Below are 21,479 nucleotides of genomic sequence, written 5' to 3' on the forward strand. Positions count from 1 at the left end.
AGCATCCTTTCGCGATTTCTCAAAGTCTAAACTTTCCAGAAAACAAAAACGCCCCAGCCAATGGACAGGAACAGCGGTGTCCAGACGGGTTGCCCGACCAGCCCAAGCCACGCCAGGAAAATATATGCGGACCCCAGAAGGGTGATGAACAGGCGATCCCCCAGTGTGGTTGTCAGCCCCAGAACCCCGCGCCGTTCAATTCCGTCGCGGAATTTGAAGCCTTCCAGCAAGCCAATGCATGCTATGGCCGAGAAGATACCGACAAACACGGCCAGCGTGGCAGGTGTCCATGCCATCCAGAAATCGGGCCACAGGGGGTCCGTCCACGAGAACCCTTTTTCGGCCTCCTGTCCGACATTGCCCCATCCGGCCTTGGCCTGGGCAAAGGCTGCTGAGGGCAAGAAGGGCAGGGTGAGAAACAGTTTTCGCATGTTGAACCTCACACACGTCCCATCGCGAAGCCACGCGCGATGTAGTTGCGAACAAACCAGATGACGATGGCACCGGGGATGATGGTCAGGGTGCCCGCGGCGGCCAGCAGACCCAATTCGTACCCGGCACTGGATGCTGTACGGGTCATCACAGCAGCGATGGGTTTGGCCTCGACCGCGGTCAGGGTCTTGGCCAGCAGCATTTCCACCCATGAGAACATAAAGCAGAAGAACGCCGCGACACCGACACCTGCCTTGATGTTGGGCAGGAAGATTGTCACGAAGAAGCGCGGGAACGAATATCCATCCACATAGGCGGTTTCATCCAGCTCCTTTGGGATACCACGCATGAACCCTTCCAGAATCCACACCGCCAGCGGCACGTTGAACAGCGTATGGGCCAAAGCCACGGCCAGATAGGTGTCGAAAAGGTGGATCGACGAATAAAGCTGGAAGAATGGCAGGGCGAACACCGCCGCTGGGGCCATGCGGTTGGTCAACAGCCAAAAGAACAGTTGCTTGTCACCGAGGAACCGATAGCGCGAGAACGCATAAGCCGCAGGCAAGGCAACGCAGACGGAAAGCACTGTGTTCAGAGTCACATAGGTGATCGAGTTGATGTAACCCCAGTACCAGGTTGGGTCTGTGAAGATGGTAATATAGTTCTCCAGCGTAAAAGTCTGGGGAAACAGGGAAAAGCCCGACAGAATCTCGTTCGTTGTCTTGAAGGACATCGCCACCAGCCAATAGATCGGCAGCATCAGGAAGGCGATATAGAGGATCGGGATGATGGACCGCTTTTTCATTCTGCGTCGTCCTTTGTCATCAGAGTGTAGAAGAGCCACGACACCAGCAGCGTGATGGCGAAGTAGATCAGGCTCATCGCTGCCGCCGGGCCAAGGTCGAACTGCCCCAGTGCGATCTTCACAAGGTCAATCGACAGCAGGGTGGTCGAGTTGCCGGGACCGCCGCCGGTCAGAACAAAAGGCTCGGTATAGATATTGAAGCTGTCCATAAACCGCAGCAGAACAGCGATGGTCAGAACCGTCTTCATCTTGGGCAACTGGATGTAACGAAACACCGACCATGGGCTGGCGCCGTCGATCTTGGCGGCCTGATAATAGGCGTCCGGGATCGATACGAGGCCCGCATAGCACAGCAGCACGACCAGCGAGGTCCAGTGCCAGACGTCCATGACGATAACGGTTATCCAGGCCGACAGCGGCTGTTGCGTCATGTCATAGTTGATACCCAGCACGTCATTCAGAAAATATCCCAGCAATCCGATCTTGGGCAGGGTGAAGATGTTCCACATCGAGCCAACCACATTCCAAGGGATCAGCATCGGCAAGGCCATCAGCACCAGACAGACCGGCACCCAGAACCCTTTGCGTGGCATCGACAGGGCGACGATGATGCCCAAAGGCACCTCGATCAGCAAGATCAGGAAGGTAAACAGGAATTGCCGTCCAAGTGCTGCCTGAAAACGGTCGGATCGCAGGATCTGTTCGAACCAGCCCAAACCTTCCCAGAAGAACTGGTTGTTGCCGAAGGTTTCCTGCACCGAGTAGTTGACCACCGTCATCATGGGCACCAGCGCGTTGAACGCCACCAGCGCAAGAACGGGCAGGACAAAGAACCATGCTTTTTGGTTTTCCGTTCTCATTGCGCCCGCTCCTGAGTTGCGATCCAGCCGTCGCGGTAGACGCGGGATTGTTCGGGTTTGAATTGCAAGAAGACCTGTGATCCCGGTTCCGGTACACTGTGTTCGGTCACAACCTTGAGGGCGGTGTTGCCGACCACGGCGCTGACCACATAGTGGCGGCCGATATCGGCGACCTTGGTCACATGTGCCGGAATGCCGGTGTCGCCGAAACCTACATATTCCGGGCGGATACCCAGATCGGTGCGGCCGCCGTCACCATGTGTGGGACCTTCCAGCATGACCTCGTGCCCTTCAAAAACGGCGCGGTCGCCTTTGGCTTCACATGGAAGGACGTTCATGCCCGGCGAGCCGATGAAATGGCCGACAAATGTGTGCTGTGGCCGTTCGAAAAGTTCGACCGGCGTTCCGATCTGAACCACTTCACCGTCCTGCATTACCACCACCTCGTCGGCGAAGGTCAGCGCCTCGGTCTGGTCGTGCGTCACGTAGATCATGGTTGCCCGCACGCGCTGATGCAGCTCTTTCAGCTTGGACCGAAGTTTCCATTTCAGGTGCGGGTCGATCACGGTCAGCGGTTCATCAAACATCACTGCATTCACGTCGTCGCGAACAAGGCCGCGACCCATCGAGATCTTCTGTTTGTTGTCCGGGCTCAGACCTGACGCGCGGGTGTTCAGCATGTCCGTGACGTCCAACATCTCGGCGATTTCCAGAACACGGCGCTTGATGGTTTCGGCGTCGACACCCCGGTTCTTCAACGGGAAGGCCAGATTCTCGCCCACGGTCATCGTGTCGTAGATCACCGGAAACTGGAAGACCTGCGCGATGTTGCGTTGGTCCGGGGGCAGGGCGGTGACGTCCTGATCATCGAACAGAATCCGGCCTTTCGAGGGGGTGAGAAGACCGGATATGATGTTCAGCAGCGTGGACTTGCCACAACCTGACGGCCCCAACAGCGCATAGGCCCCGCCATCGCGCCACGTGACGTCGATTTCCTTCAGCGCATAGTCCTCGGGGCCTTTTGGTGACGGCATATAGCTGTGTCGAAGGTTTGAAAGCTTGATCTGTGCCATGTCAGGCCACCCTTTTGCCGTCATGGCTGAAATACCGGCAGTGCGCCGGGTTCATGTAGAAACTGTGATCTTCGCCGACCTGATAGGGATGCACACCAGCGGCGAGTGAAACCCAGGCTTCGTCACCATGCTGGAAATGCGCGCTGGAATCCGAACCTGACAGTTCGGTCACGATCACACGTCCGGTCAGTTCGACATCGGCGTCAGACGTACGAAATGGCGTCACGCGATGAGGGCGAACGGCGATCATATATTCCCCGTCGGCCATGCCCGAGGCTGCCCAGCCGACATTGCCTGCCAATTGCGCCCGGGCGCTGGAAACAGTGATACGGGCCACATTGATAGGCGGGTCCGAGAATACACGCGCCGCGGCGATGTTTTCCGGATTGCGATAGATGTCGGTGGTTGGGCCGAACTGGGTCACGCGGCCGTCTTCCATCAGCGCGGTGTAGCCTCCCAGCAGCAATGCCTCTTCAGGCTCCGAGGTGGCGTAGACAACGACGGCCCCGCGACCAGCGAACAGATCGGGCAGTTGTTCGCGCAACTCTTCGCGCAGTTTATAATCAAGGTTCGCCAGCGGCTCATCCAGGAAGACGGCGCGGCTTTCTTTTGCGATGGCACGCGCCAGCGCGGTTCGTTGTTGCTGCCCGCCCGACAGCTCGTGTGGGCGGCGGTGCAGCATGGGGCGCAGTTGCAGCAGATCGGCGGCCTCTTCCACGCGGCCATCGATCTCCGATTTAGCCATGCCAGCCACGCGCAGGGGCGAGGCGATATTGTCGAATACAGTCATATGCGGGTAGTTCACGAAGAACTGGTGCACCAGACTGATCTGCCGCTTTTGCGTGTTCAACCGTGTCACGTCCTGCCCGTCCATCAGGACCTTGCCTGAGGCGATCGGGTCCAACCCGGCCATCATTTTGATCAGTGACGTTTTTCCGGAACCTGTCGCGCCCAATAGCACGTTGAAATGGCCGGTTTGCAGCGTCAGGTTGGTTGGCTTGATATGGATGACGTTGCCGACCCGTTTGGTCGCGTCTTGAAGTTCAATCATCTGGGAAACTCGCGGGGCATTCAGGGGTAGGCCGGGCTTAAGCCCGGCCTACGATGTTGCTTTTACTGGGACTGCCAGCGCTTAACCAGTTCGTCATAGTTGACGGTCTGGCCCTGCGGCTTTTCGTTCTCCAGCTTGGCCTTGGGCGAGCCCGCTTTTTCCAGCCAGAAAGATGGGTCCTGCGGCTCGTTCAGGCGTGGACCGCAGCCGCCGTAGACACCGGCGCTTTCATCCGCGGCCTGCATACGGGCCATGGTGATGTCCATCTCTTCGGCCAGACGGTCCATCGCCTCTTGCGGGGTGAAGGCGCCCGAGTTCACGTCACCGATCTGCTGCCACCAGATCTGGGCCAGCTTTGGATAGTCCGGTACGTTGATTCCGGTTGGCGACCATGCCACGCGGTCAGGCGAGCGATAGAATTCGACCAGGCCACCCAGCTTGGATGCGCGTTCGGTGAACGACTCGTGGTTGACCGAGCTGTCGCGGATGAAGGTCAGACCCACATGGGACTTCTTCACATCAACAGTCTTGGACGTCACGAACTGGGCATAAAGCCAGGCTGCCTGCGCACGATCCGAGGGGGTCGATTTCAGGAACGTCCAGGAACCCACGTCCTGATAGCCAACCTTCTGACCTTCTTCCCAGTAGGGGCCGTGCGGGCTGGGCGCCATCCGCCACAGCGGAGTGCCTTCGTCATCCACGGTGTTGTTGCCTTCGGACTTCGGCTTCACCATGTCGGCGGTAAAGGCGGTGTACCAGAAAATCTGCTGGGCCACGTTGCCCTGGCTCAGTGCCGGCAGCGACTGATAGAAGTCATAAGACGCCGCACCCGGAGGCGCGTAGGCCCGCAGCCATTCGTCCCATTTGCGGATCGCATAGACCGCAGCCGGACCGTTTGCAGCACCACCGCGCGACACCGAGGCGCCGACCGGGTTACAGGTGCCCGCTTCCATGCGGATGCCCCATTCGTCAACCGGAATACCGTTCGGCTCGCCCTTGTCACCAGCACCGGCCATCGAAAGCCAGGCGTCGGTCATGCGCCAGCCAAGGTCGGGCGCGCGCTTGCCGTAATCCATGTGGCCGTAGATCGCCACGCCGTCGACTTCTTTCACGTCATTGGTGAAGAACTCGGCGATGTCTTCATAGGCCGACCAGTTGACCGGAACGCCCAGATCATAGCCGTATTTCTCTTTGAACGCGGCCTTGTTGGCCTCGTCATCGAACCAGTCCTTGCGGAACCAGTAAAGGTTCGCAAACTGCTGGTCGGGAAGCTGATACAGCTTGCCGTCCGGCCCGGTGGTGAACTGAATGCCCATGAAGTCATCCAGATCGATTGTCGGCGAGGTTGTCGCCGCCCAGTCGCCGCCCATCATGTCGGTCAGTGGATAGGCCAGTTGCAGACGCGAGTGGGTACCAATCAGGTCACTGTCGTTGACATAGCCGTCATACAGGTTCCGACCTGTCTGCATCTGGGTCTGAACAGCCTGGACCACTTCGCCTTCGCCAAGGATCTGGTGATTGACCTTGATGCCGGTGATTTCTTCAAACGCCTTGGTCAGAACCTCCGACTCGTAGGAATGCGTCGGAATACCTTCGGACAGGACGTTGATTTCCATGCCAGCGTAGGGCTGTGCAGCTTGGATAAACCATTGCATCTCGGCCATCTGTTCGTCTTTCGACAAGGTCGATGGCTGGAATTCGTCGTCGATCCAACGTTGTGCTGCGGCTTCGTCGGCCCAAGCGGACCCGTGCCCCGCAATGACGGCAGCCGCCGCCACTGCGGAAAGTAGATGTCTCCGCATCTGTCTCCTCCCAAAAATTATGGTTCTCCGGCGGGAACCGGATGCAGAACAGCATCAGCGATTTTTTGCGTACGTGTCAAACTAAATTTTTAGTAATTGACGTTCAGGCACTCCGGAGCCGCATGAATTGAGTTTGTATCCAACGCTGTAAATGATTGTAACTATATAATTATGTTATCGAAATTTCAAAATTTCTCCGCGAGGGAAATAGGGAACTCCACTGAGACCCATTGCAAGCAAGAGATGACAGAGGGTGCGTTGAATTGCATTCGCGTTGCGAGAGGCATGGACACTGATCCGGCACTCGTGAGAAGTCAGGCAAACCAGCTTCCCGGATCACTACTGCTGAAACTCAGTGCTCACATGGCACCAATCCGTTCCGACAAAAGGCCAGTTGTGGCAATGCGGATGTAGCACTGCCTTGCCGTTCACGGTATTCCGTGTCCATATAAAGGAAAATTCCGGAGCCGGTTCGTGAAGAAGAATACCCTCAACACCCATCGTGAGCTGGAATTGCTTGATGCCCTCAGACGTTTGGGTGGAACGGCCCGGAATTCGGATTTGGCGAATATGCTCGGCGTATCCGAAGAGACGGTGCGCCGAACGATCAAAGCCTTGTCAAAGGCGGGTACAGTCGAACGCGTTCATGGCGGAGCTTACCTTGCCGGAGTGCAGGGCGCCCCCAACTTCTTTCACCGGATATCACAAGACGCTGATGAAAAGCGTTTGATCGCCGGGCATACCGCGAAACTGGTTCGCGATCAGATGACCGTTTTCCTGGATGTGGGATCGACAACCGCTTTCGTCGCAGAAGAGCTGCGACAGGTCAGCAACCTCACGGTTGTCAGCAACTCCGTCGGTGTCGTTCAGACCTTGGCCGGGGTCAACGGAAACCGGGTGCACCTTTTGGGGGGTGAGTTGCAGATCGATGAAAGGGGGACGTTTGGTCACGTCACCCACAAGCAGCTGCAACGCTATGCCTTTGACATCGTGATCCTGAGCACGGACGCGATTTCCGACAGCAAAGGGTTTCTCTACCACAGCGCGGTCGAAGCGGATCTTGCATCGGTGGTGGTCAGGTGTGCGGACCAGGTTGTCATGGCTGCAGCACATTCCAAGTTTGGTGAAAGGGCACCTTATGTGGGGCCGGATCCTCGGCTGGTGCATTCGCTGGTCACGGATGCTGTGCCAAAGGGTGGGGTGGCCAGATTCCTTGACCGTTGGGGCATCGAAATTCAGATCGCTGATGACAGCTAGGTTGCTGATTCCAGACGCGGCCCGGATGATCTTGCTGCTTTGGGATGGAAGAAGCTAAGGAAGAGTGGCAGCCCGTAGGGGAATCGAACCCCTCTTTCCAGGTTGAAAACCTGGCGTCCTAACCGATAGACGAACGGGCCACTTGGTATAAGGTCACAAGCGCAAATGGCAGCCCGTAGGGGAATCGAACCCCTCTTTCCAGGTTGAAAACCTGGCGTCCTAACCGATAGACGAACGGGCCACGCTGGCTTGTGGAGGGCCTTTTACGGTTTCGCCGTGACCCCCGCAAGCGTAAAAACGCAGGGACGGGAAAGTTTTTTAGCACACCAAAGCCGCGTGTTAACGGGCTTCCGCCGCGTCCTCCAGCCTGAGCTGCACAGATTGGCGCCCGCCCCAGGTGTTGACCTCAAGCCGACCCGCAAAATGAAAGCGCGCACCGCCGTGATTTGACAGTTTTTCGCCCATCGGCCCGTCAAAAGCACCAAAGGCAATCGCATCCAGCCCGCCGCCCATTCCATCGGTCAGCGACAGTTTCAGATGCGATTCACCGACCCGCTTGGCAAAGCGAACCTGCAGGTCAGGCAACGCATAGCGCGGGGCCGGGGCACCGGCGCCAAACGGTCCGGCCTGTTCGATCTGCTCGATCAGTTCCACGGTTGCCGCGCCGGGCATCAACGCGCCATCCAATTTCAGATCCGCAGGCCCACCCTGGCCCGCCCCTTGTCTGGCCAGCAACTCGCTCAGGCGTTCCATTGCGGGTTCCAACTGATTGCGCATGACGGTCAAACCTGCGGCCATCTTGTGGCCACCTCCTTTGACCAGCAACCCTTCGGCCGCCAGACGCTGGATCGAAGCCCCAAGATCGACGCCGGAAACCGAGCGGCCCGAACCTTTGCCCTCATCCCCGTCAAAGCCAATCACAATCGCCGGTCGATCGGCTGTCTCCTTCAGCCGAGAGGCCACGATACCAACGACACCGGGGTGCCAGCCTTCGCCTGCTGCCCAGACCAAAGGGGCGTCCAAGCCACGCGCCTCGGCTTGCTCCAGCGCGGCGGCACGTACCGTGTTTTCAATGTCACGGCGCTCAGTGTTCAAGGCATCCAGACGTTCGGACAACGCCTGCGCCTCTTGCTGGGAATCGGTGCTCAGCAAGCGCGCGCCCAGATCGGCCTGACCAATCCGTCCACCGGCATTCACGCGGGGCCCAAGCAGAAACCCGAGGTGATAACTGTTCGGCGCGGTATCCATGCGCGAGATATCGGACAGCGCGACAAGGCCGGGGCGCTGCCGCTGTGCCATCACTTTCAGCCCCTGTCGCACCAGGGCGCGGTTGGCCTCGATCAGTGGTGCCACATCGGCAACGGTCGCCAGGGCCACCAGATCCAGAAGGGCCATCAGGTCCGGTCCCCTTGCGCCCGCGTCACGCAGCTGCCGACCGGCTTCGACCAGCATCAGAAACACAACGCCCGCCGCGCAAAGATAACCAAGATCGCCGCTTTCATCCTGTCGGTTTGGGTTCACCACTGCGACGCAATCGGGCAGCGTCTCGCCCCCCAGATGGTGGTCCAGAACGATCACATCCGCCCCCGTCGCCGCCGCAATCGGATCATGGCTGAGCGTGCCGCAATCAACGCAGATGATCAGATCATGCGTAGCCGCAAGCTCCTGCATCGCGGGAACGTTGGGGCCATACCCTTCGTCGATCCGGTCCGGCACATAAAGCGTCGCCTGCACGCCCATCTGCCGCAGCCAGACCAGCAGCAACGCGGCAGAGCTGCCGCCATCGACATCGTAATCCGCAAACACCGCAATTTTCTGGCGATTGCGGACGGCTTCCAGAAAGCGCGTGGCAGCAACTTCCATATCCTTGATGGCCCGCGGATCAGGCAGCAATTCCTTCAGCTTTGGGTCAAGAAAGCCGGGCGCCTCCGATACGCGCACGCCGCGCCGGGCCAGAACCTGGCAAACGGCACGGGGCAGGTCGGTTTGTTGCGCCATCATCTCGGCCGCCCGCTCAATCTCCGGGCTGGGTCCAACCCAAAGCCGTCCCGTCAGTGATTGCTCGACTCCAAGAAAACTCATTGCTCGCCTCTCATGCGCCAAGGCCGGACCCTTGCGGACCCGGCCTCTTCACCTTTTCAGAAATACTCTCGCCGAAGGCAACGGCGCAAGCCGTTATGTGTTGTCATGCGGCCATGTCGGCGTGCGGTAGGACATGCGGCGCACCGACCCGGTCTTGGACCGCATCAGCAGCGTCGTGGTTTCCACCCAGCCGGGCTCGCGCTTGATCCGGGGCAGCAAAGAGCCACCGGTCACGCCGGTGGCGGCAAAGATCACATCCGCCGTCACCATCTCATCGCGTGCATAAACACGGTCCAGATCGGTGATGCCTGCCTTTGCGGCCCGGCCACGTTCGTCATCGTTACGGAACAACAGGCGACCAAAGATCTGCCCACCCATACATTTCAGCGCAGCGGCGGCCAGCACACCCTCGGGCGCGCCACCCTGGCCCATATACATGTCGATGCCGGTTACTTCGCTTTCAGCGCAATGCATGACACCCGCCACGTCACCATCAGTGATCAGACGGATCGCGGCGCCGGTTTCGCGCACTTCGGCAATCATCGCCTCGTGGCGCGGGCGTTCCAGAATGCAGACGGTGATGTCGGCCGGCTTGCACTCCTTGGCCTTGGCCAGTGCTTCGACACGCTCGCGTGGCGACATGTCCAGATTCACGACACCTTCCGGCAGCCCTGGGCCAACCGCCAGTTTGTCCATATACACATCCGGCGCGTGCAGCATCGAGCCGCGCGGGCCCATGGCGATGACGGTCAGTGCGTTTGGCATATCCTTGGCGGTCAGCGTGGTGCCTTCCAGCGGATCCAATGCGATATCCACGCCGGGGCCATTTCCGGTGCCAACCTCTTCGCCGATATACAGCATCGGCGCCTCGTCACGCTCGCCTTCCCCGATGACTACAACACCTGCGATATCCAGTAGGTTCAGCTGTTCGCGCATTGCGTTCACAGCGGCCTGATCCGCGGCTTTCTCATCGCCCCGGCCTACCAGCGAAGCCGAGGCCAGTGCAGCCTGTTCCGCCACCCTGGCCAGCCCCAGAGACAGCAGGCGGTCATTGAAATCGGTCTTGGCAGCACTCATGTTTCTGTATCCTCTGGTCAGTATAGCCGTGTCTTCCGGCATAGCTTGCGTTTCATGCAGGCCGCAAGGTCAAACCGCCTCAATCCGCAATGCAACTGGGTCGCCTGCAACCACATCGGTTTCGCGGAAACCCTCCAACGCGACGTCCAGCGCCGTTCGGGTGGTCTTATGGGTGACGATCAGCACAGGCGCGGTGCTTTCGGCATGTGCATATTGGCGCATCCGGTCGATTGACACCCCGGCATTGCCCAGAATGGCCGCAACCTTGGCCAATGCACCGGGTTTATCCAGCAGGCCCAGCCGCAGATAATACGGCGCAGGTCGGCCGGTGACGGCGGGAACTGCGGTTTCAAGCGTGGTGGCTGGGCGGCCAAAGGTCGGGATATGCAATCCACGCGCCAGATCGCAGACATCGCCCATCACAGCGCTGGCTGTCGGACCTTCGCCTGCGCCGGGGCCGCGCAGAACAACCTGCTCAACCGCGTCGCCTTCGATCACGACCATATTGGTGCCGCCTTCCAGTTGGCCCAGTGGCGATTCACTGGGTACCAGGCAAGGCTGCATGCGTTGCTCCAGCCCGCGTGCGGTGCGCTGCGCCACGCCCAGCAGTTTAATGCGAAAGCCCATGTCTTCGGCCTGATCAATGTCGTCCAGGCTGATCTGCTGAATACCCTCAATCTCGATCCCGTCGAAATTCGGCTTGGTCCCAAACGCAATCGAGGATAGCAGAGCCAGCTTGTGCGCAGCGTCGATACCTCCGACATCCAGATTGGGGTCGGCCTCAAGGTATCCCAATTCGGCGCATTCATCGAAAAGGGCATTGTAGCCCTGACGCTGCGATTGCATCCGGGTCAGGATGTAGTTGCACGTCCCGTTCATGACACCCATCACGCGGGTGATTTCGTTGCCCGCCAGACCTTCGGTCAGGGATTTGATTACCGGGATACCACCAGCGACAGCGGCCTCAAACCGGATCACACGACCGGCGGCCTCGGCCTTTTCAGCCAGTTCCTGCCCGTGGATGGCAAGCAACGCCTTGTTGGCGGTGACCACATCCTTGCCACTGGCCAATGCTGCTTCGACCGAGGCTTTGGCAGGACCGTTCTCGCCACCCATCAATTCGACGTAAACGTCTATGTCGTCGCGTTTTGCCAGTGCAACCGGATCGGTTTCCCAGGCATAATCCGACAGGTTCACGCCACGGTCCTTGTTCGGGTCGCGCGCGGATACAGCCACGATTTCAATCGAACGGCCTGTGCGGGCCTGCAACAATTCTGCATGGCGGCGGACGATCTTGACGACACCCACGCCGACCGTTCCCAAGCCCGCAATTCCCAGCCGCAGTGCCTGTGTCATGTCGTGGGTCCTTTTCCGCTCGAATTTTTCTGGTGTCGGATGCTTGTCCAATCAGCGCTGCCTTAGCGGGTTCAGGCCAAGGGTGCAATCCGTCACTGGGGGATAGTAGGGGTGATTTATGACGCGTCAGTTGGTTTGCGCGTTTTGTAGCGCCTGCGCCTTTTGGGCCAAGGCATTGCTGCGTTGGGTCAGATCGTCTTCGACTGCTGCTGCCTGATGGATCGGGTCCACCGGTGGCCCTAAGGTTTCCTGCAACGGAATAAGGCGCGGGTAGGGGGCGGATCTGACTGCAGCCGGTTCGCTGCCTTCCAACTCGGGAATGTCCGCACAGGCGGCGCAAAATAGAATAAGGGGCAAAACAGGCAGCAGTTTCATGTCGCAGGCTTTTCGGTCTTTGTTGCCCCATCGTGATGCACGTTTTGACGACATCGTTCAAGCGGGGTTCTATATGAACATCTGTTCATATACTGTAGACCCATGGCACGCACTCAAGGCTCACATTCCGACATAACCGGCCCGCGAATCCGCAAGGCCGCGCTGCACCTGTTTGCCCGCTATGGGTATGCCGCTGTCTCGATGCGGCAGATCGCAAAAGAGGTCGGCGTACAGGCAGGCGCGCTTTATAACTATACGCCCGACAAACAGAGCCTTTTGCACCGGTTGATGCGCGAACACATGCAGGACCTGCTTGAGGCGCTTGATGCAATGGGCCGTTGCGACGATGCCGAAGACGCTTTGCGCCAGTTTATCGGCTTTCACATCCGCTTCCATTTGCAACGCCCCGACGAAGTTTTCATCGCCTATATGGAGTTGCGCAATCTTTCGCCCGAAAACTTTGCTGAAATCGAAGACTTGCGGCGCCAATACGAAAACGTGCTGGAAAGCATCCTTGACTCAGGGCAGCAGGCCGGACAATTCGCAATTTCGGACACGAAGATTGCAACGCTGGCCGTGATTGCCATGCTGAACGGCGTGATGACCTGGTACCGTTCGGGTGGTCGCCTGTCACTGGACGAGGTCGAAGAGATCTATTGGAACATGGTGCACAAGGCCGTGACGGCCTGACAGGGTCAAACCGTCACGCTGTTAGTGCGCGGGGTGAATGAACGTGCCATTGCGCAGCTCGCGAAAGGCCTGTTCCAGTTCGGCCCGCGTGTTCATCACGATGGGGCCATGCCACGCGACGGGTTCGTTGATCGGAGCCCCAGAGATCAGCAGGAACCGCACACCTTGGGGGCCAGCCTGAACGGTGATTTCATCGCCCGTGCCAAAACGGACAAGCGTGCGATCCCCTGACATGTCGCGGATATTGACCTCTTGCCCGGCGATTTCCTTTTCCAACAGCACACCTGTCGGCTGCGAGGCATCGGCAAAGGCGGCCTGACCCTGAAACACATAGGCGAAGGCACGGCGGTACGTATCGATCCGGAGGGTTTTCTTCACACCTGCCGGGACAGAGATATCCAGATACTGCGGGTCAGCAGCTATCCCGTCAACGGGTCCGGTCTTACCCCAGAACTCACCTACGATCACCCGCACTGTGGTGCCATCGTCATCGGTGATTTCGGGGATGTCCTTGCTTTGAACGTCCTGATAGCGCGGGGCGGTCATCTTCTGATCCGAGGGCAGGTTGCCCCACAACTGGAAGCCGTGCATCTGGCCCGAGATGTTGCCGCTTGGCATTTCCTGATGCAAGATACCGGATCCTGCGGTCATCCATTGCACATCACCGGCGCCAAGCGTGCCGGTGTTACCCAGCGAATCCGAATGCTCGACTGTGCCGGTCAGAACGTAAGTGATCGTTTCAATTCCCCGGTGCGGGTGCCAGGGAAACCCGGCCTGGTAATCCTGCGGGCGGTCATTTCTGAAATCATCGAACAGCAGAAAAGGATCCAGTTCGGACGGATCCTGAAACCCGAATGCACGGTGAAGTTTGACACCAGCCCCTTCCATTGTGGGGATGGCTTTGCGTGTTTCTAACGTCGGTCTAAGGGACATGTTCACCTCCGTTTCATCCGGGCAGCATGTAATCTCTGCGCCACGGCAGTCAATTCGCATGAAATAACCGGACCTGTGCGAAATTGTTTTGCGGCCAAGCCTCTGTTGTTTCCGGCGCAAAATGGCTAGATCGAAGCGGATCAGACAGGAGACATCCATGCAGGACGACGTGTTGGCAACGATTCAGGCCTCATCCCCCAGACGATGGACCGGGGTAGGGATGCTGACAACGGTTGGAACGCTGGTTACCTATGTCGCGCTGGCATCGCCACCCGAACCGGTTTGGCAGGTGTTTCTGTTTGTCGTTGGCGGTGCATCGCTTTGGCTGGCGCTTCGCGTCTGGCGCGCCACAGAAGACTGGATCGAACTGACGCGGACCGAGTTGCGAACGGGGTCGGGTCAGATCATCGCAGAAGTGGCCGACATTGAAACGGTAGATCGGGGTGTGTTCGCCTTCAAACCGTCAAACGGCTTTCTGGTCCGTACGCGAAACAAGGCGGCGAACAGTTGGGCTCCGGGATTGTGGTGGCGGGTTGGTCACCGGGTTGGCGTGGGCGGCATGACATCTGCCGCCGAGGCCAAGTTCATGTCCGAAATTCTATCCGCTATTTGTGCAGACGAACGGGGTCTGGGTTAAGTTACAAGCAACTTCGTTTGTAAAGCGGGGACGGGTAAAGATGAAGTTCTCAAAGGTGATACCTGTCGCAAAATCCCAGCCCGGTCGGAACGTGGGGATGTATTCATTGGACGTTTCAACCAGAATAACGGTGTCCTGATTGGGCATTGGCGGCAGGCGGTCTTCGATTTCATCGATCCTGTTGTCATCCCATTCCTGATCAAAGCCGCGTACGGTCGACCAGCGCACATAATGGCGTTTATCGTCCTCATCGTAAACGATAAGAGAAACCCGCATTTTCACTTCTGACCGGTTATTGATCATCTTGCCCGCCAAATCGTGCAACGAGTCAATATACACATCGGTCACGGCCTGCGTTTCACGCGAAATCAGGTCGCTGATCGTATAAGCTGCCTTCAGATTGGATGCGCTTTGACGAAACCCCTCGAATGCTGTGAACGTGAACGTGATCGTCCATAACATCAGCGGAAAAATCATGAGGGCTTCTACGGTCAGAATGCCACTTTCGTCTTTCTTGAAGACTTTGAAGCGATTCTTCAGGTTTCGGAATACAGACATGATCTTACAGTGGCTCCTGTACGAATGCCGTTGTTGCGGTCACCGCGTAGTGACCGGTAGCGTCCGGGACAAGCTTGGCAATGGCTGAGGTCTCAAGAACCGGATCTATGCGCAAACAGGCCCGCAAGATCATCAACTCGTTGGATTGGCCGCTTTTGAAATCCAGAACCGGTTTGGGATCTTCGGAACTGTCCGTGCAGGGAACGTTGTCTGAAAGTACGATACCAGCGAACGCGTCCTGCTTGACCATTTGCAGTCGCAAATTCCCTGTACAATCCTTGATTCCGGACACTTCGCAAATCCGATTTCTGATTACGTCGTGATCCCAGTTCGTACCGGTGCCCAGCCGAATATCCCTTACGATCAGGTCTACCCCACGCTCCAAAGCAGCATGCCGCATTGTGATGATGGACAGTTCGGCTCCTGCCACGAGAAGCGCCAGGAAGAAGGGTACGAGCATGATGAACTCGATTGTCGCATTGCCTGCCTCGGATTGTCGAAACAGGCGGAGCATCGACAGCTTTCTGCTGATCATTGGGTTAGCCTCAGCTTGCGGATCGACGATGCGATGGATTCAAAGGCTTTCTCAAGGTTCAGGCCACTTACGTCATAGACGTGGCTGTCAGAGCTGGCACAGTCTTTGAGGGTCCTGTACCCGCTTCTGGGCGCCTCGAACGCGATACCGTAAACGATGATGCCCTGATCCTTGGCCGCATCACAAATGTGCTTGGTGCGCTGGTTCTTGGCCGACGTTTCAACTTTCGCGTAGGCCTTGGAATACCATTCCGCCCAACCGCTGGACTGCCAGTAATAGTTGTACCGTGCGTTCCATGCCAGAGATACTCGGTTAAACAGTTCAGGATATGACAACCGAACGGCTGTTCCAGGTTCTTCGTTCAGCTGTGTCTCAGGTTCCGGGTTTCCGTAGGGATGATCCGCCCAAACGTCTTGCTGAGGCCAGAAAAAATTCGGACGACCCTGAGAATGGTACACGGTGTATTCATCAGCTTCCGGGTTGTACCAGACGTCTGACATACCTTCGCGCAGCGATGGGTTAAGCATGTATTGATCGGTGTTCTGACCATCGGTCATAACAATGGCGATCTTCAGAACGTCGGTGCCATAGTCCGAGGGACGGACCGAGAATTTTGATGGCACAATTGTTGTACCTGCATAGGACGGATCCTGTTCCAGTGACAGGTCGCGAACAATTCCGCGCATGCTCGGGTCCAGCAGGGCAGTTCCCCACTTCATCCCAATATCGATCGACGTGTTCCCACCGGGGGTGAGGGACGCAATCTGAGCAAGCAGTTTGTTCATATTGTCGGTGACAGGGGTGATTGCACTTCCTGCGCGGACCGGACAAACGGGCAGGTCGATTGACCCTTCAGAATAGGTGAAAGGATCGAAATGGGCGGTGCGCTCCAACGTGTCATCGCGTTCCAGATCAGAATCGCTGTACTGTTCCGGAATGAAGTTTACGCAGTGCGAATAGCTGTGTTCCTGCGTGACATTTGTGAACTTGTCCAGGATTGGCGCACCCGCGTTGACCTGCGTTGCATAAGGAACAATCGAGATTGAAATCTGTGTTTCATCAGGTTTGTCCAGCATGAGCCTTACAAATTCCGACGCAGCTTCTCTCAACACTGCGATTTTTGTCTTCGATGGTGTGGCAGACGAGCGCGACATAGAGCCGGAAATGTCGAGAACCAACGAGATTTCTACAGCGCCAATGGATTCTTCAGCCGCACTGCTGGCAACAAGGCCCAGTTCAGTGACTTTGCCGAACCTCAGATAGCGGGTCGGAACAACCGCTTCGGCTGTAGCACTTACTTTTTTTGAGCCGAACCCTTCAACAACCGTCGTAATGGCGTTCAGATTGCCCAGCCCGGCCTTGTCCATGTAAGAATCGACAACCGCCTTGGCAGGAAGATCCTGGTCAAGGTCAGCGGCAGCAAGCACAGCGCGGTCCAGGGTGGATTGCAGGCTGGCGCGGTCACGCTCATACTTCATGACATCCATGGCCATGCCGGTAATTGCCAGCATCAGGACCACCATGAACAATACGAAGATAGTGAAGACGCCATCTTCGTTCCGAGCGAACTGCTCTAACTTGAACGTTTTGCGCTTCGGTTTCGAGCCGTCGTTACAAAGCAAGGAATTTAGCATTCTGGTTACTCCGCCTCACACGTCGAATTCGTGCGTCAAAGAAAAAGAGATTTGGGACAAAGTTAATTTTCAAACGTGGCGTGAATTGGGCGAAAAAGGCTTGGTTTTGGCCTTTTTACGCGCCGAAGGGGTATAATTTGGACCGTTTCAGGTGATCTGTCGATGAAATGAAAACAATTCGTTAAGGAGTTGGCCGATCTGAGCGACTCACCCTAGGGCAACTAAGCGTGCGTTCATAAAATGATTAAAAAAAGTGCATTGTTTGATTGCAGCAGGCCGCCAGTGGTGCGACAAAACGTCGTGACGCATCGTCATGTACCGCTACGGAGGATTTTATGACCGGCATCAAAGAACCCAGCTTTCGTGAAAGTGTTGACCTGATGTTCAACAGGGCAGCCGCCCTTATGGAGCTGCCGCCGGGGTTGGAGCAAAAGATCCGTGTCTGCAACGCAACCTACACAGTTCGATTTGGCGTGCGGCTGCGTGGTGAAATCCATACCTTCACTGGTTACAGGTCTGTCCACTCGGAGCATATGGAACCGGTCAAGGGCGGTATTCGATATGCCACTGCGGTTAACCAGGACGAAGTCGAAGCTCTGGCTGCGCTGATGACGTATAAGTGCGCACTTGTCGAAACACCGTTTGGTGGCTCCAAGGGTGGGCTTTGCATTGATCCACGAGAATATGAAGAGCATGAGCTGGAACAGATCACGCGGCGCTTTGCGTATGAGCTTGCAAAGCGAGACCTGATAAACCCATCGCAAAACGTGCCTGCGCCCGATATGGGCACTGGGGAGCGTGAAATGGCTTGGATGGCTGACCAATACGCGCGGATGAACACAACGGACATCAATGCGCGCGCCTGTGTGACAGGAAAGCCGCTGAATGCCGGTGGTATCGCGGGGCGGGTCGAAGCGACTGGGCGCGGTGTTCAATACGCGTTGCGCGAGTTTTTCCGCCACCCTGAAGACATTCAAAAAGCAGGTTTGTCGGGCAAACTGGATGGTAAGCGCATTATCGTGCAGGGGCTTGGTAATGTAGGTTATCACGCTGCAAAGTTCCTCAGCGAGGAAGATGGCGCGCGCATCACCGGAATCATCGAATGGGACGGTGCGCTATTTAATCCCGACGGGATTGACGTCGAAGCCGTGCGTCAGTGGATTGTCAAACACGGTGGCGTAAAGGACTATCCCGATGCGACCCATTCCGCTGAAGGCGCGGCAGTGCTGGAGGCTGAATGCGACATTCTGATCCCGGCGGCTTTGGAAGGTGTCATCAACCTGTCGAACGCCGATCAGATCAAGGCACCGCTGATTATCGAAGCTGCCAATGGTCCGGTAACCGCTGGCGCGGATGAAGTCCTGCGTAAGAAGGGCACAGTGATCATCCCCGACATGTATGCCAACGCAGGCGGTGTGACAGTATCCTATTTCGAATGGGTCAAGAACCTTAGCCATATCCGCTTTGGCCGGATGCAGCGTCGTCAGGAAGAGTCGCGTCACGAACTGATCGTCAGCGAGCTGGAAAGGCTGGACCGGTACCTGGGGGATGCGTGGTCGATGTCGCCGGACTTCAAGGCCAAGTACCTCAAAGGCGCGGATGAGCTTGAGTTGGTGCGCTCGGGTCTCGATGACACAATGCGTATTGCTTATCAGTCGATGCGTGAGGTTTGGCACAGCCGTGATGATGTCGAGGACCTGCGTACGGCGGCTTATATCGTGGCGATTGACCGCGTTGCGAAAAGCTACCGCGCCAAGGGGCTGTGAATTAGGTGGGCGGGGTGATCATTTCATCCCGCCAGTACGCGCTGCGGCTTGAATGTCCATGACAGCCCGTTAGGTTGACGGGCAATCTACTTCAAAGAAACGAATCTCCGGAGAATTCCATGTTGCGTATCGCTTTTGTCGCGGCTCTGTTGGCCACCCCTTTGGCCGCTCAGGAAACCAAGGAACAAAGCTGCAAGTACCAAGCTGATGTGGTGGCTGCGGTTCAAAAGGCGCGATTGGACCGTGTAAAAGAACGTGACGTTGTACAAGCGGTGGCGGATAGCGGCCCGACATGGCCCGAAAACTACAATGCTGCAATCCCGCTGATCACACCTTGGGTTTATGAGCAAAAGATGCGGGACGTGCGCAAGAAAGACCTAGGCGCGGCGTGGCTTGAACTGTGCCTGCAACAATAATCCACAACTCGGACATTTCCCTGTGGACAACCGCGCGCCTTCCTCTTGGCGCGCGTTTTCATTTCTGGCAGGTTTAGCAGATGTCATTGCCCCCCGGATTTCTGGACGAATTGCGCACGCGGCTCAGCCTGTCTCAGGTTGTCGGGCGCAAGGTCATGTGGGATCAACGCAAGTCCAATCAGGGCAAAGGGGACATGTGGGCACCTTGCCCGTTTCATCACGAAAAGACGGCCTCGTTCCATGTCGATGACCAGAAGGGGTTTTATTACTGTTTTGGCTGTCATGCCAAAGGGGACGCGATCAGTTTTGTGAAAGAGACCGAGAACGTCTCGTTCATAGAAGCAGTCGAGATTCTGGCCCGCGAAGCCGGGATGCCGATGCCTGCGCGCGACCCGAAGGCGCAGGAAAAACAGGACCACCGCACACAGCTGGCTGATGTGATGGAACAGGCGGTGCAGTTCTTCCGCCTGCAACTCAAGACCGGGGCAGGAGCCGCCGCACGAGACTACCTCGCGCGCCGCGGGTTGAACGCGCAAGCGCTGGACCGGTGGGAGATTGGATATGCTCCGGACGATTGGCAGGCGCTGTGGGACCATCTTCGCGGCAAGAACGTGGCCGAGGATCTGATCCTTGGGGCCGGGCTGGCCAAGCCTTCAAACAAAGGCAAAAAGCCCTACGACACCTTCCGCAACCGCATCATGTACCCGATCCGCGACCCGCGCGGGCGTTGTATCGCGTTTGGTGGCCGTGCGATGGACCCGAATGACAACGCGAAATACCTGAACTCGCCCGAGACCGAGCTATTCGACAAAGGGCGCAGCCTTTACAATCAAGGCCCGGCACGACAGGCGGCAGGTAAGGGTCAGCCGCTTATCGTGGCCGAAGGCTATATGGACGTGATCGCGCTGGCCGAAGCAGGTTTTGGCGCGTCGGTTGCCCCTTTGGGAACGGCCATCACCGAACATCAATTGCAACTGCTGTGGCGGATCTCGGACGAGCCGATCATTGCGCTGGACGGCGACACGGCAGGTCTGCGCGCTGCGATGCGGGCGGTTGATCTGGCTTTGCCGCTGCTCGAAGCTGGAAAGTCGCTGCGGTTTGCCCTGATGCCAGAAGGCAGAGACCCCGACGACCTGCTGCGCGCCGAGGGGGCAGGTGCCGTGAAGGCCGTGCTGGATGGTGCCATTCCGATGGTCAGGCTGCTGTGGCAGCGCGAGACCGACGGCAAGGTGTTCGACAGCCCCGAACGCAAGGCGGCTTTGGACAAGTCCCTGCGCGAGAAAATCAAGCTGATCCGCGATCCGTCGATCCGGGCGCATTATGGGCAAGAGATCAAGGACCTGCGCTGGCAGTTGTTCCGTCCGCAACGGCAACCGCAATCCCGGCAATGGCAACCGCGCGGCAAATGGGTGCCGCCAAAACAACCCGCCACGCCCGGCGCGCGGTCCTCGTTTCTGGCCTCGTCCGAGAATGCCGAGATTCAACTGCGCGAAGCGGCCATTCTGGCTATTGCCGCGCTTAACCCCCAAGTCGTCGTGCAGTTCGAACACCAACTGGAAGAGATGGAATGCCGCGATGTTGATCACGCCGCATTGCGAACCGCAATCCTGCGCCATGCAATTGATGATCCGGACAATCTGAAGGACCACATTGCCGAAACTTTAGGGCCTGAGGCCCTTGAAAACCTGCTGGCCCTTCGCCATGTCGCCGTAATCCCCTGTGTGTTCAAACCGGGCGACGTTGAAAAGGCCGAGATGACTCTGGCCGAAGAACTCGCGAAAATCAAAGCGCTCCGGGGGTTGGATGCTGAGATTGCCGAAGCCGCAGAGGAGTTGTCTGATCTGGCCGATGAGGCGCTGACATATCGGCTGGCGCAAGCGGCAGAAGAACGCAACCGGACAAACCGAAGCCAGAATGAAGACAGGGCCATATTCGACATCGCCGACAACGGGGCGCGAATCAACCGCGACGAGAAAGACGCGTTCGAGGCAATCATGTCCGGCATCAAATTCGAGCGGAAACGCCGGTAAAATGGTGTTTTCGTAAGGCACTGGAAAAGAAAAACGGGTAAACGGGTGGCCGAATCACTTCTACGCGCTAATGATTCGGTTCAAACGAATCACCCATCCCTGCAGGAGCA

20 protein-coding genes and 2 tRNA genes are annotated in these 21,479 nt (G+C 57.5%); 6 read left to right on the forward strand and 16 right to left on the reverse strand.

Features of this window, described 5'->3' with window-relative positions; all coding sequences use genetic code 11:
- Positions 1–26: 26 nt before the first annotated feature.
- From ACR0M9_RS10635 to ACR0M9_RS10660, 6 genes are all read right to left on the reverse strand, one after another.
- Entirely contained in the window at positions 27–431 is a 405-nt protein-coding gene (locus ACR0M9_RS10635; RefSeq protein WP_480773546.1) for a DUF2160 domain-containing protein, read from the reverse strand.
- A gap of 8 nt (positions 432–439) precedes the next feature.
- Positions 440–1,237 carry a carbohydrate ABC transporter permease gene (locus ACR0M9_RS10640; RefSeq protein WP_155139158.1) on the reverse strand — a complete coding sequence of 266 codons (798 nt, stop codon included), beginning with the start codon at positions 1,235–1,237 and terminating at the stop codon, positions 440–442.
- Positions 1,234–2,097 carry a carbohydrate ABC transporter permease gene (locus tag ACR0M9_RS10645; protein WP_209595792.1) on the reverse strand — a complete coding sequence of 288 codons (864 nt, stop codon included), beginning with the start codon at positions 2,095–2,097 and terminating at the stop codon, positions 1,234–1,236. The genes ACR0M9_RS10640 and ACR0M9_RS10645 overlap by 4 nt, the downstream gene beginning before the upstream one ends.
- A complete protein-coding gene (locus ACR0M9_RS10650; protein WP_480773547.1) occupies positions 2,094–3,170 on the reverse strand; it encodes an ABC transporter ATP-binding protein in 1,077 nt (358 codons plus the stop codon). Before ACR0M9_RS10650 ends, ACR0M9_RS10645 begins: the two co-directional genes overlap by 4 nt.
- Position 3,171: 1 nt before the next feature.
- A complete protein-coding gene (locus ACR0M9_RS10655) occupies positions 3,172–4,221 on the reverse strand; it encodes an ABC transporter ATP-binding protein (protein WP_480481603.1) in 1,050 nt (349 codons plus the stop codon).
- 62 nt (positions 4,222–4,283) lie between these two features.
- Positions 4,284–6,023, reverse strand: a complete 1,740-nt coding sequence (locus ACR0M9_RS10660) for an ABC transporter substrate-binding protein (protein WP_480481601.1) — start codon at positions 6,021–6,023, stop codon at positions 4,284–4,286.
- A 474-nt stretch (positions 6,024–6,497) separates the two neighbouring features.
- Between ACR0M9_RS10660 and ACR0M9_RS10665 the strand changes: the two genes are divergently transcribed.
- Complete coding sequence (locus tag ACR0M9_RS10665; protein WP_480773548.1) at positions 6,498–7,280, forward strand: DeoR/GlpR family DNA-binding transcription regulator; 783 nt, start codon at positions 6,498–6,500, stop codon at positions 7,278–7,280.
- Positions 7,281–7,345: 65 nt separating this feature from the next.
- On the opposite strand, the gene ACR0M9_RS10670 is transcribed toward ACR0M9_RS10665, so the two are convergent.
- The 6 genes from ACR0M9_RS10670 to ACR0M9_RS10695 all read right to left on the reverse strand — a co-directional run bounded on the left by ACR0M9_RS10670 (position 7,346) and on the right by ACR0M9_RS10695 (position 12,224).
- A tRNA-Glu gene (locus tag ACR0M9_RS10670) sits at positions 7,346–7,420 on the reverse strand.
- A gap of 26 nt (positions 7,421–7,446) precedes the next feature.
- Positions 7,447–7,521, reverse strand: a tRNA-Glu gene (locus ACR0M9_RS10675).
- A 98-nt stretch (positions 7,522–7,619) separates the two neighbouring features.
- On the reverse strand, positions 7,620–9,362 hold the full coding sequence (gene recJ, locus ACR0M9_RS10680) for a single-stranded-DNA-specific exonuclease RecJ (protein ID WP_480773549.1): 1,743 nt from the start codon (positions 9,360–9,362) through the stop codon (positions 7,620–7,622).
- A gap of 93 nt (positions 9,363–9,455) precedes the next feature.
- The gene (gene glpX, locus ACR0M9_RS10685; RefSeq protein WP_480773550.1) at positions 9,456–10,439 is read right to left on the reverse strand and encodes a class II fructose-bisphosphatase; all 984 of its coding nucleotides are present in this window, start codon (positions 10,437–10,439) and stop codon (positions 9,456–9,458) included.
- A gap of 69 nt (positions 10,440–10,508) precedes the next feature.
- On the reverse strand, positions 10,509–11,795 hold the full coding sequence (locus ACR0M9_RS10690) for a homoserine dehydrogenase (protein WP_480773551.1): 1,287 nt from the start codon (positions 11,793–11,795) through the stop codon (positions 10,509–10,511).
- Positions 11,796–11,921: 126 nt separating this feature from the next.
- The gene (locus ACR0M9_RS10695) at positions 11,922–12,224 is read right to left on the reverse strand and encodes a hypothetical protein (RefSeq protein ID WP_480528486.1); all 303 of its coding nucleotides are present in this window, start codon (positions 12,222–12,224) and stop codon (positions 11,922–11,924) included.
- A gap of 48 nt (positions 12,225–12,272) precedes the next feature.
- On the opposite strand from ACR0M9_RS10695, the gene ACR0M9_RS10700 reads away from it, so the two are divergent.
- Positions 12,273–12,860: a TetR/AcrR family transcriptional regulator gene (locus tag ACR0M9_RS10700; protein ID WP_267366137.1), complete on the forward strand. Its 588-nt coding sequence runs from the start codon at positions 12,273–12,275 to the stop codon at positions 12,858–12,860.
- A 21-nt stretch (positions 12,861–12,881) separates the two neighbouring features.
- Here the strand turns inward: ACR0M9_RS10700 and ACR0M9_RS10705 are convergent, their stop codons facing one another.
- Entirely contained in the window at positions 12,882–13,793 is a 912-nt protein-coding gene (locus ACR0M9_RS10705; RefSeq protein ID WP_480773552.1) for a pirin family protein, read from the reverse strand.
- A 157-nt stretch (positions 13,794–13,950) separates the two neighbouring features.
- Here ACR0M9_RS10705 and ACR0M9_RS10710 point away from each other — a divergent pair, with 157 nt between their 5' ends.
- The gene (locus ACR0M9_RS10710) at positions 13,951–14,430 is read left to right on the forward strand and encodes a hypothetical protein (protein ID WP_480773553.1); all 480 of its coding nucleotides are present in this window, start codon (positions 13,951–13,953) and stop codon (positions 14,428–14,430) included.
- On the opposite strand, the gene ACR0M9_RS10715 is transcribed toward ACR0M9_RS10710, so the two are convergent.
- The 3 genes from ACR0M9_RS10715 to ACR0M9_RS10725 are packed head-to-tail and all read right to left on the reverse strand — an operon-like array spanning position 14,392 to position 17,157.
- Positions 14,392–14,988: a TadE/TadG family type IV pilus assembly protein gene (locus tag ACR0M9_RS10715; RefSeq protein WP_480773554.1), complete on the reverse strand. Its 597-nt coding sequence runs from the start codon at positions 14,986–14,988 to the stop codon at positions 14,392–14,394. The genes ACR0M9_RS10710 and ACR0M9_RS10715 overlap by 39 nt on opposite strands.
- A gap of 4 nt (positions 14,989–14,992) precedes the next feature.
- Positions 14,993–15,523 carry a TadE/TadG family type IV pilus assembly protein gene (locus ACR0M9_RS10720; RefSeq protein WP_480773555.1) on the reverse strand — a complete coding sequence of 177 codons (531 nt, stop codon included), beginning with the start codon at positions 15,521–15,523 and terminating at the stop codon, positions 14,993–14,995.
- Positions 15,520–17,157, reverse strand: a complete 1,638-nt coding sequence (locus ACR0M9_RS10725; protein WP_480481587.1) for a pilus assembly protein TadG-related protein — start codon at positions 17,155–17,157, stop codon at positions 15,520–15,522. The genes ACR0M9_RS10720 and ACR0M9_RS10725 overlap by 4 nt, the downstream gene beginning before the upstream one ends.
- A 335-nt stretch (positions 17,158–17,492) precedes the next feature.
- On the opposite strand from ACR0M9_RS10725, the gene ACR0M9_RS10730 reads away from it, so the two are divergent.
- The 3 genes from ACR0M9_RS10730 (at position 17,493) to dnaG (ending at position 21,369) form a co-directional block, all read left to right on the forward strand.
- Positions 17,493–18,923, forward strand: a complete 1,431-nt coding sequence (locus tag ACR0M9_RS10730) for a Glu/Leu/Phe/Val family dehydrogenase (RefSeq protein WP_480773556.1) — start codon at positions 17,493–17,495, stop codon at positions 18,921–18,923.
- A 119-nt stretch (positions 18,924–19,042) separates the two neighbouring features.
- Positions 19,043–19,339 carry a hypothetical protein gene (locus ACR0M9_RS10735; RefSeq protein WP_267366003.1) on the forward strand — a complete coding sequence of 99 codons (297 nt, stop codon included), beginning with the start codon at positions 19,043–19,045 and terminating at the stop codon, positions 19,337–19,339.
- A gap of 80 nt (positions 19,340–19,419) precedes the next feature.
- On the forward strand, positions 19,420–21,369 hold the full coding sequence (dnaG, locus tag ACR0M9_RS10740) for a DNA primase (RefSeq protein ID WP_480773557.1): 1,950 nt from the start codon (positions 19,420–19,422) through the stop codon (positions 21,367–21,369).
- Positions 21,370–21,479 lie beyond the last annotated feature (110 nt).

The sequence above is a fragment of the Ruegeria sp. CH2 genome (assembly GCF_056537065.1).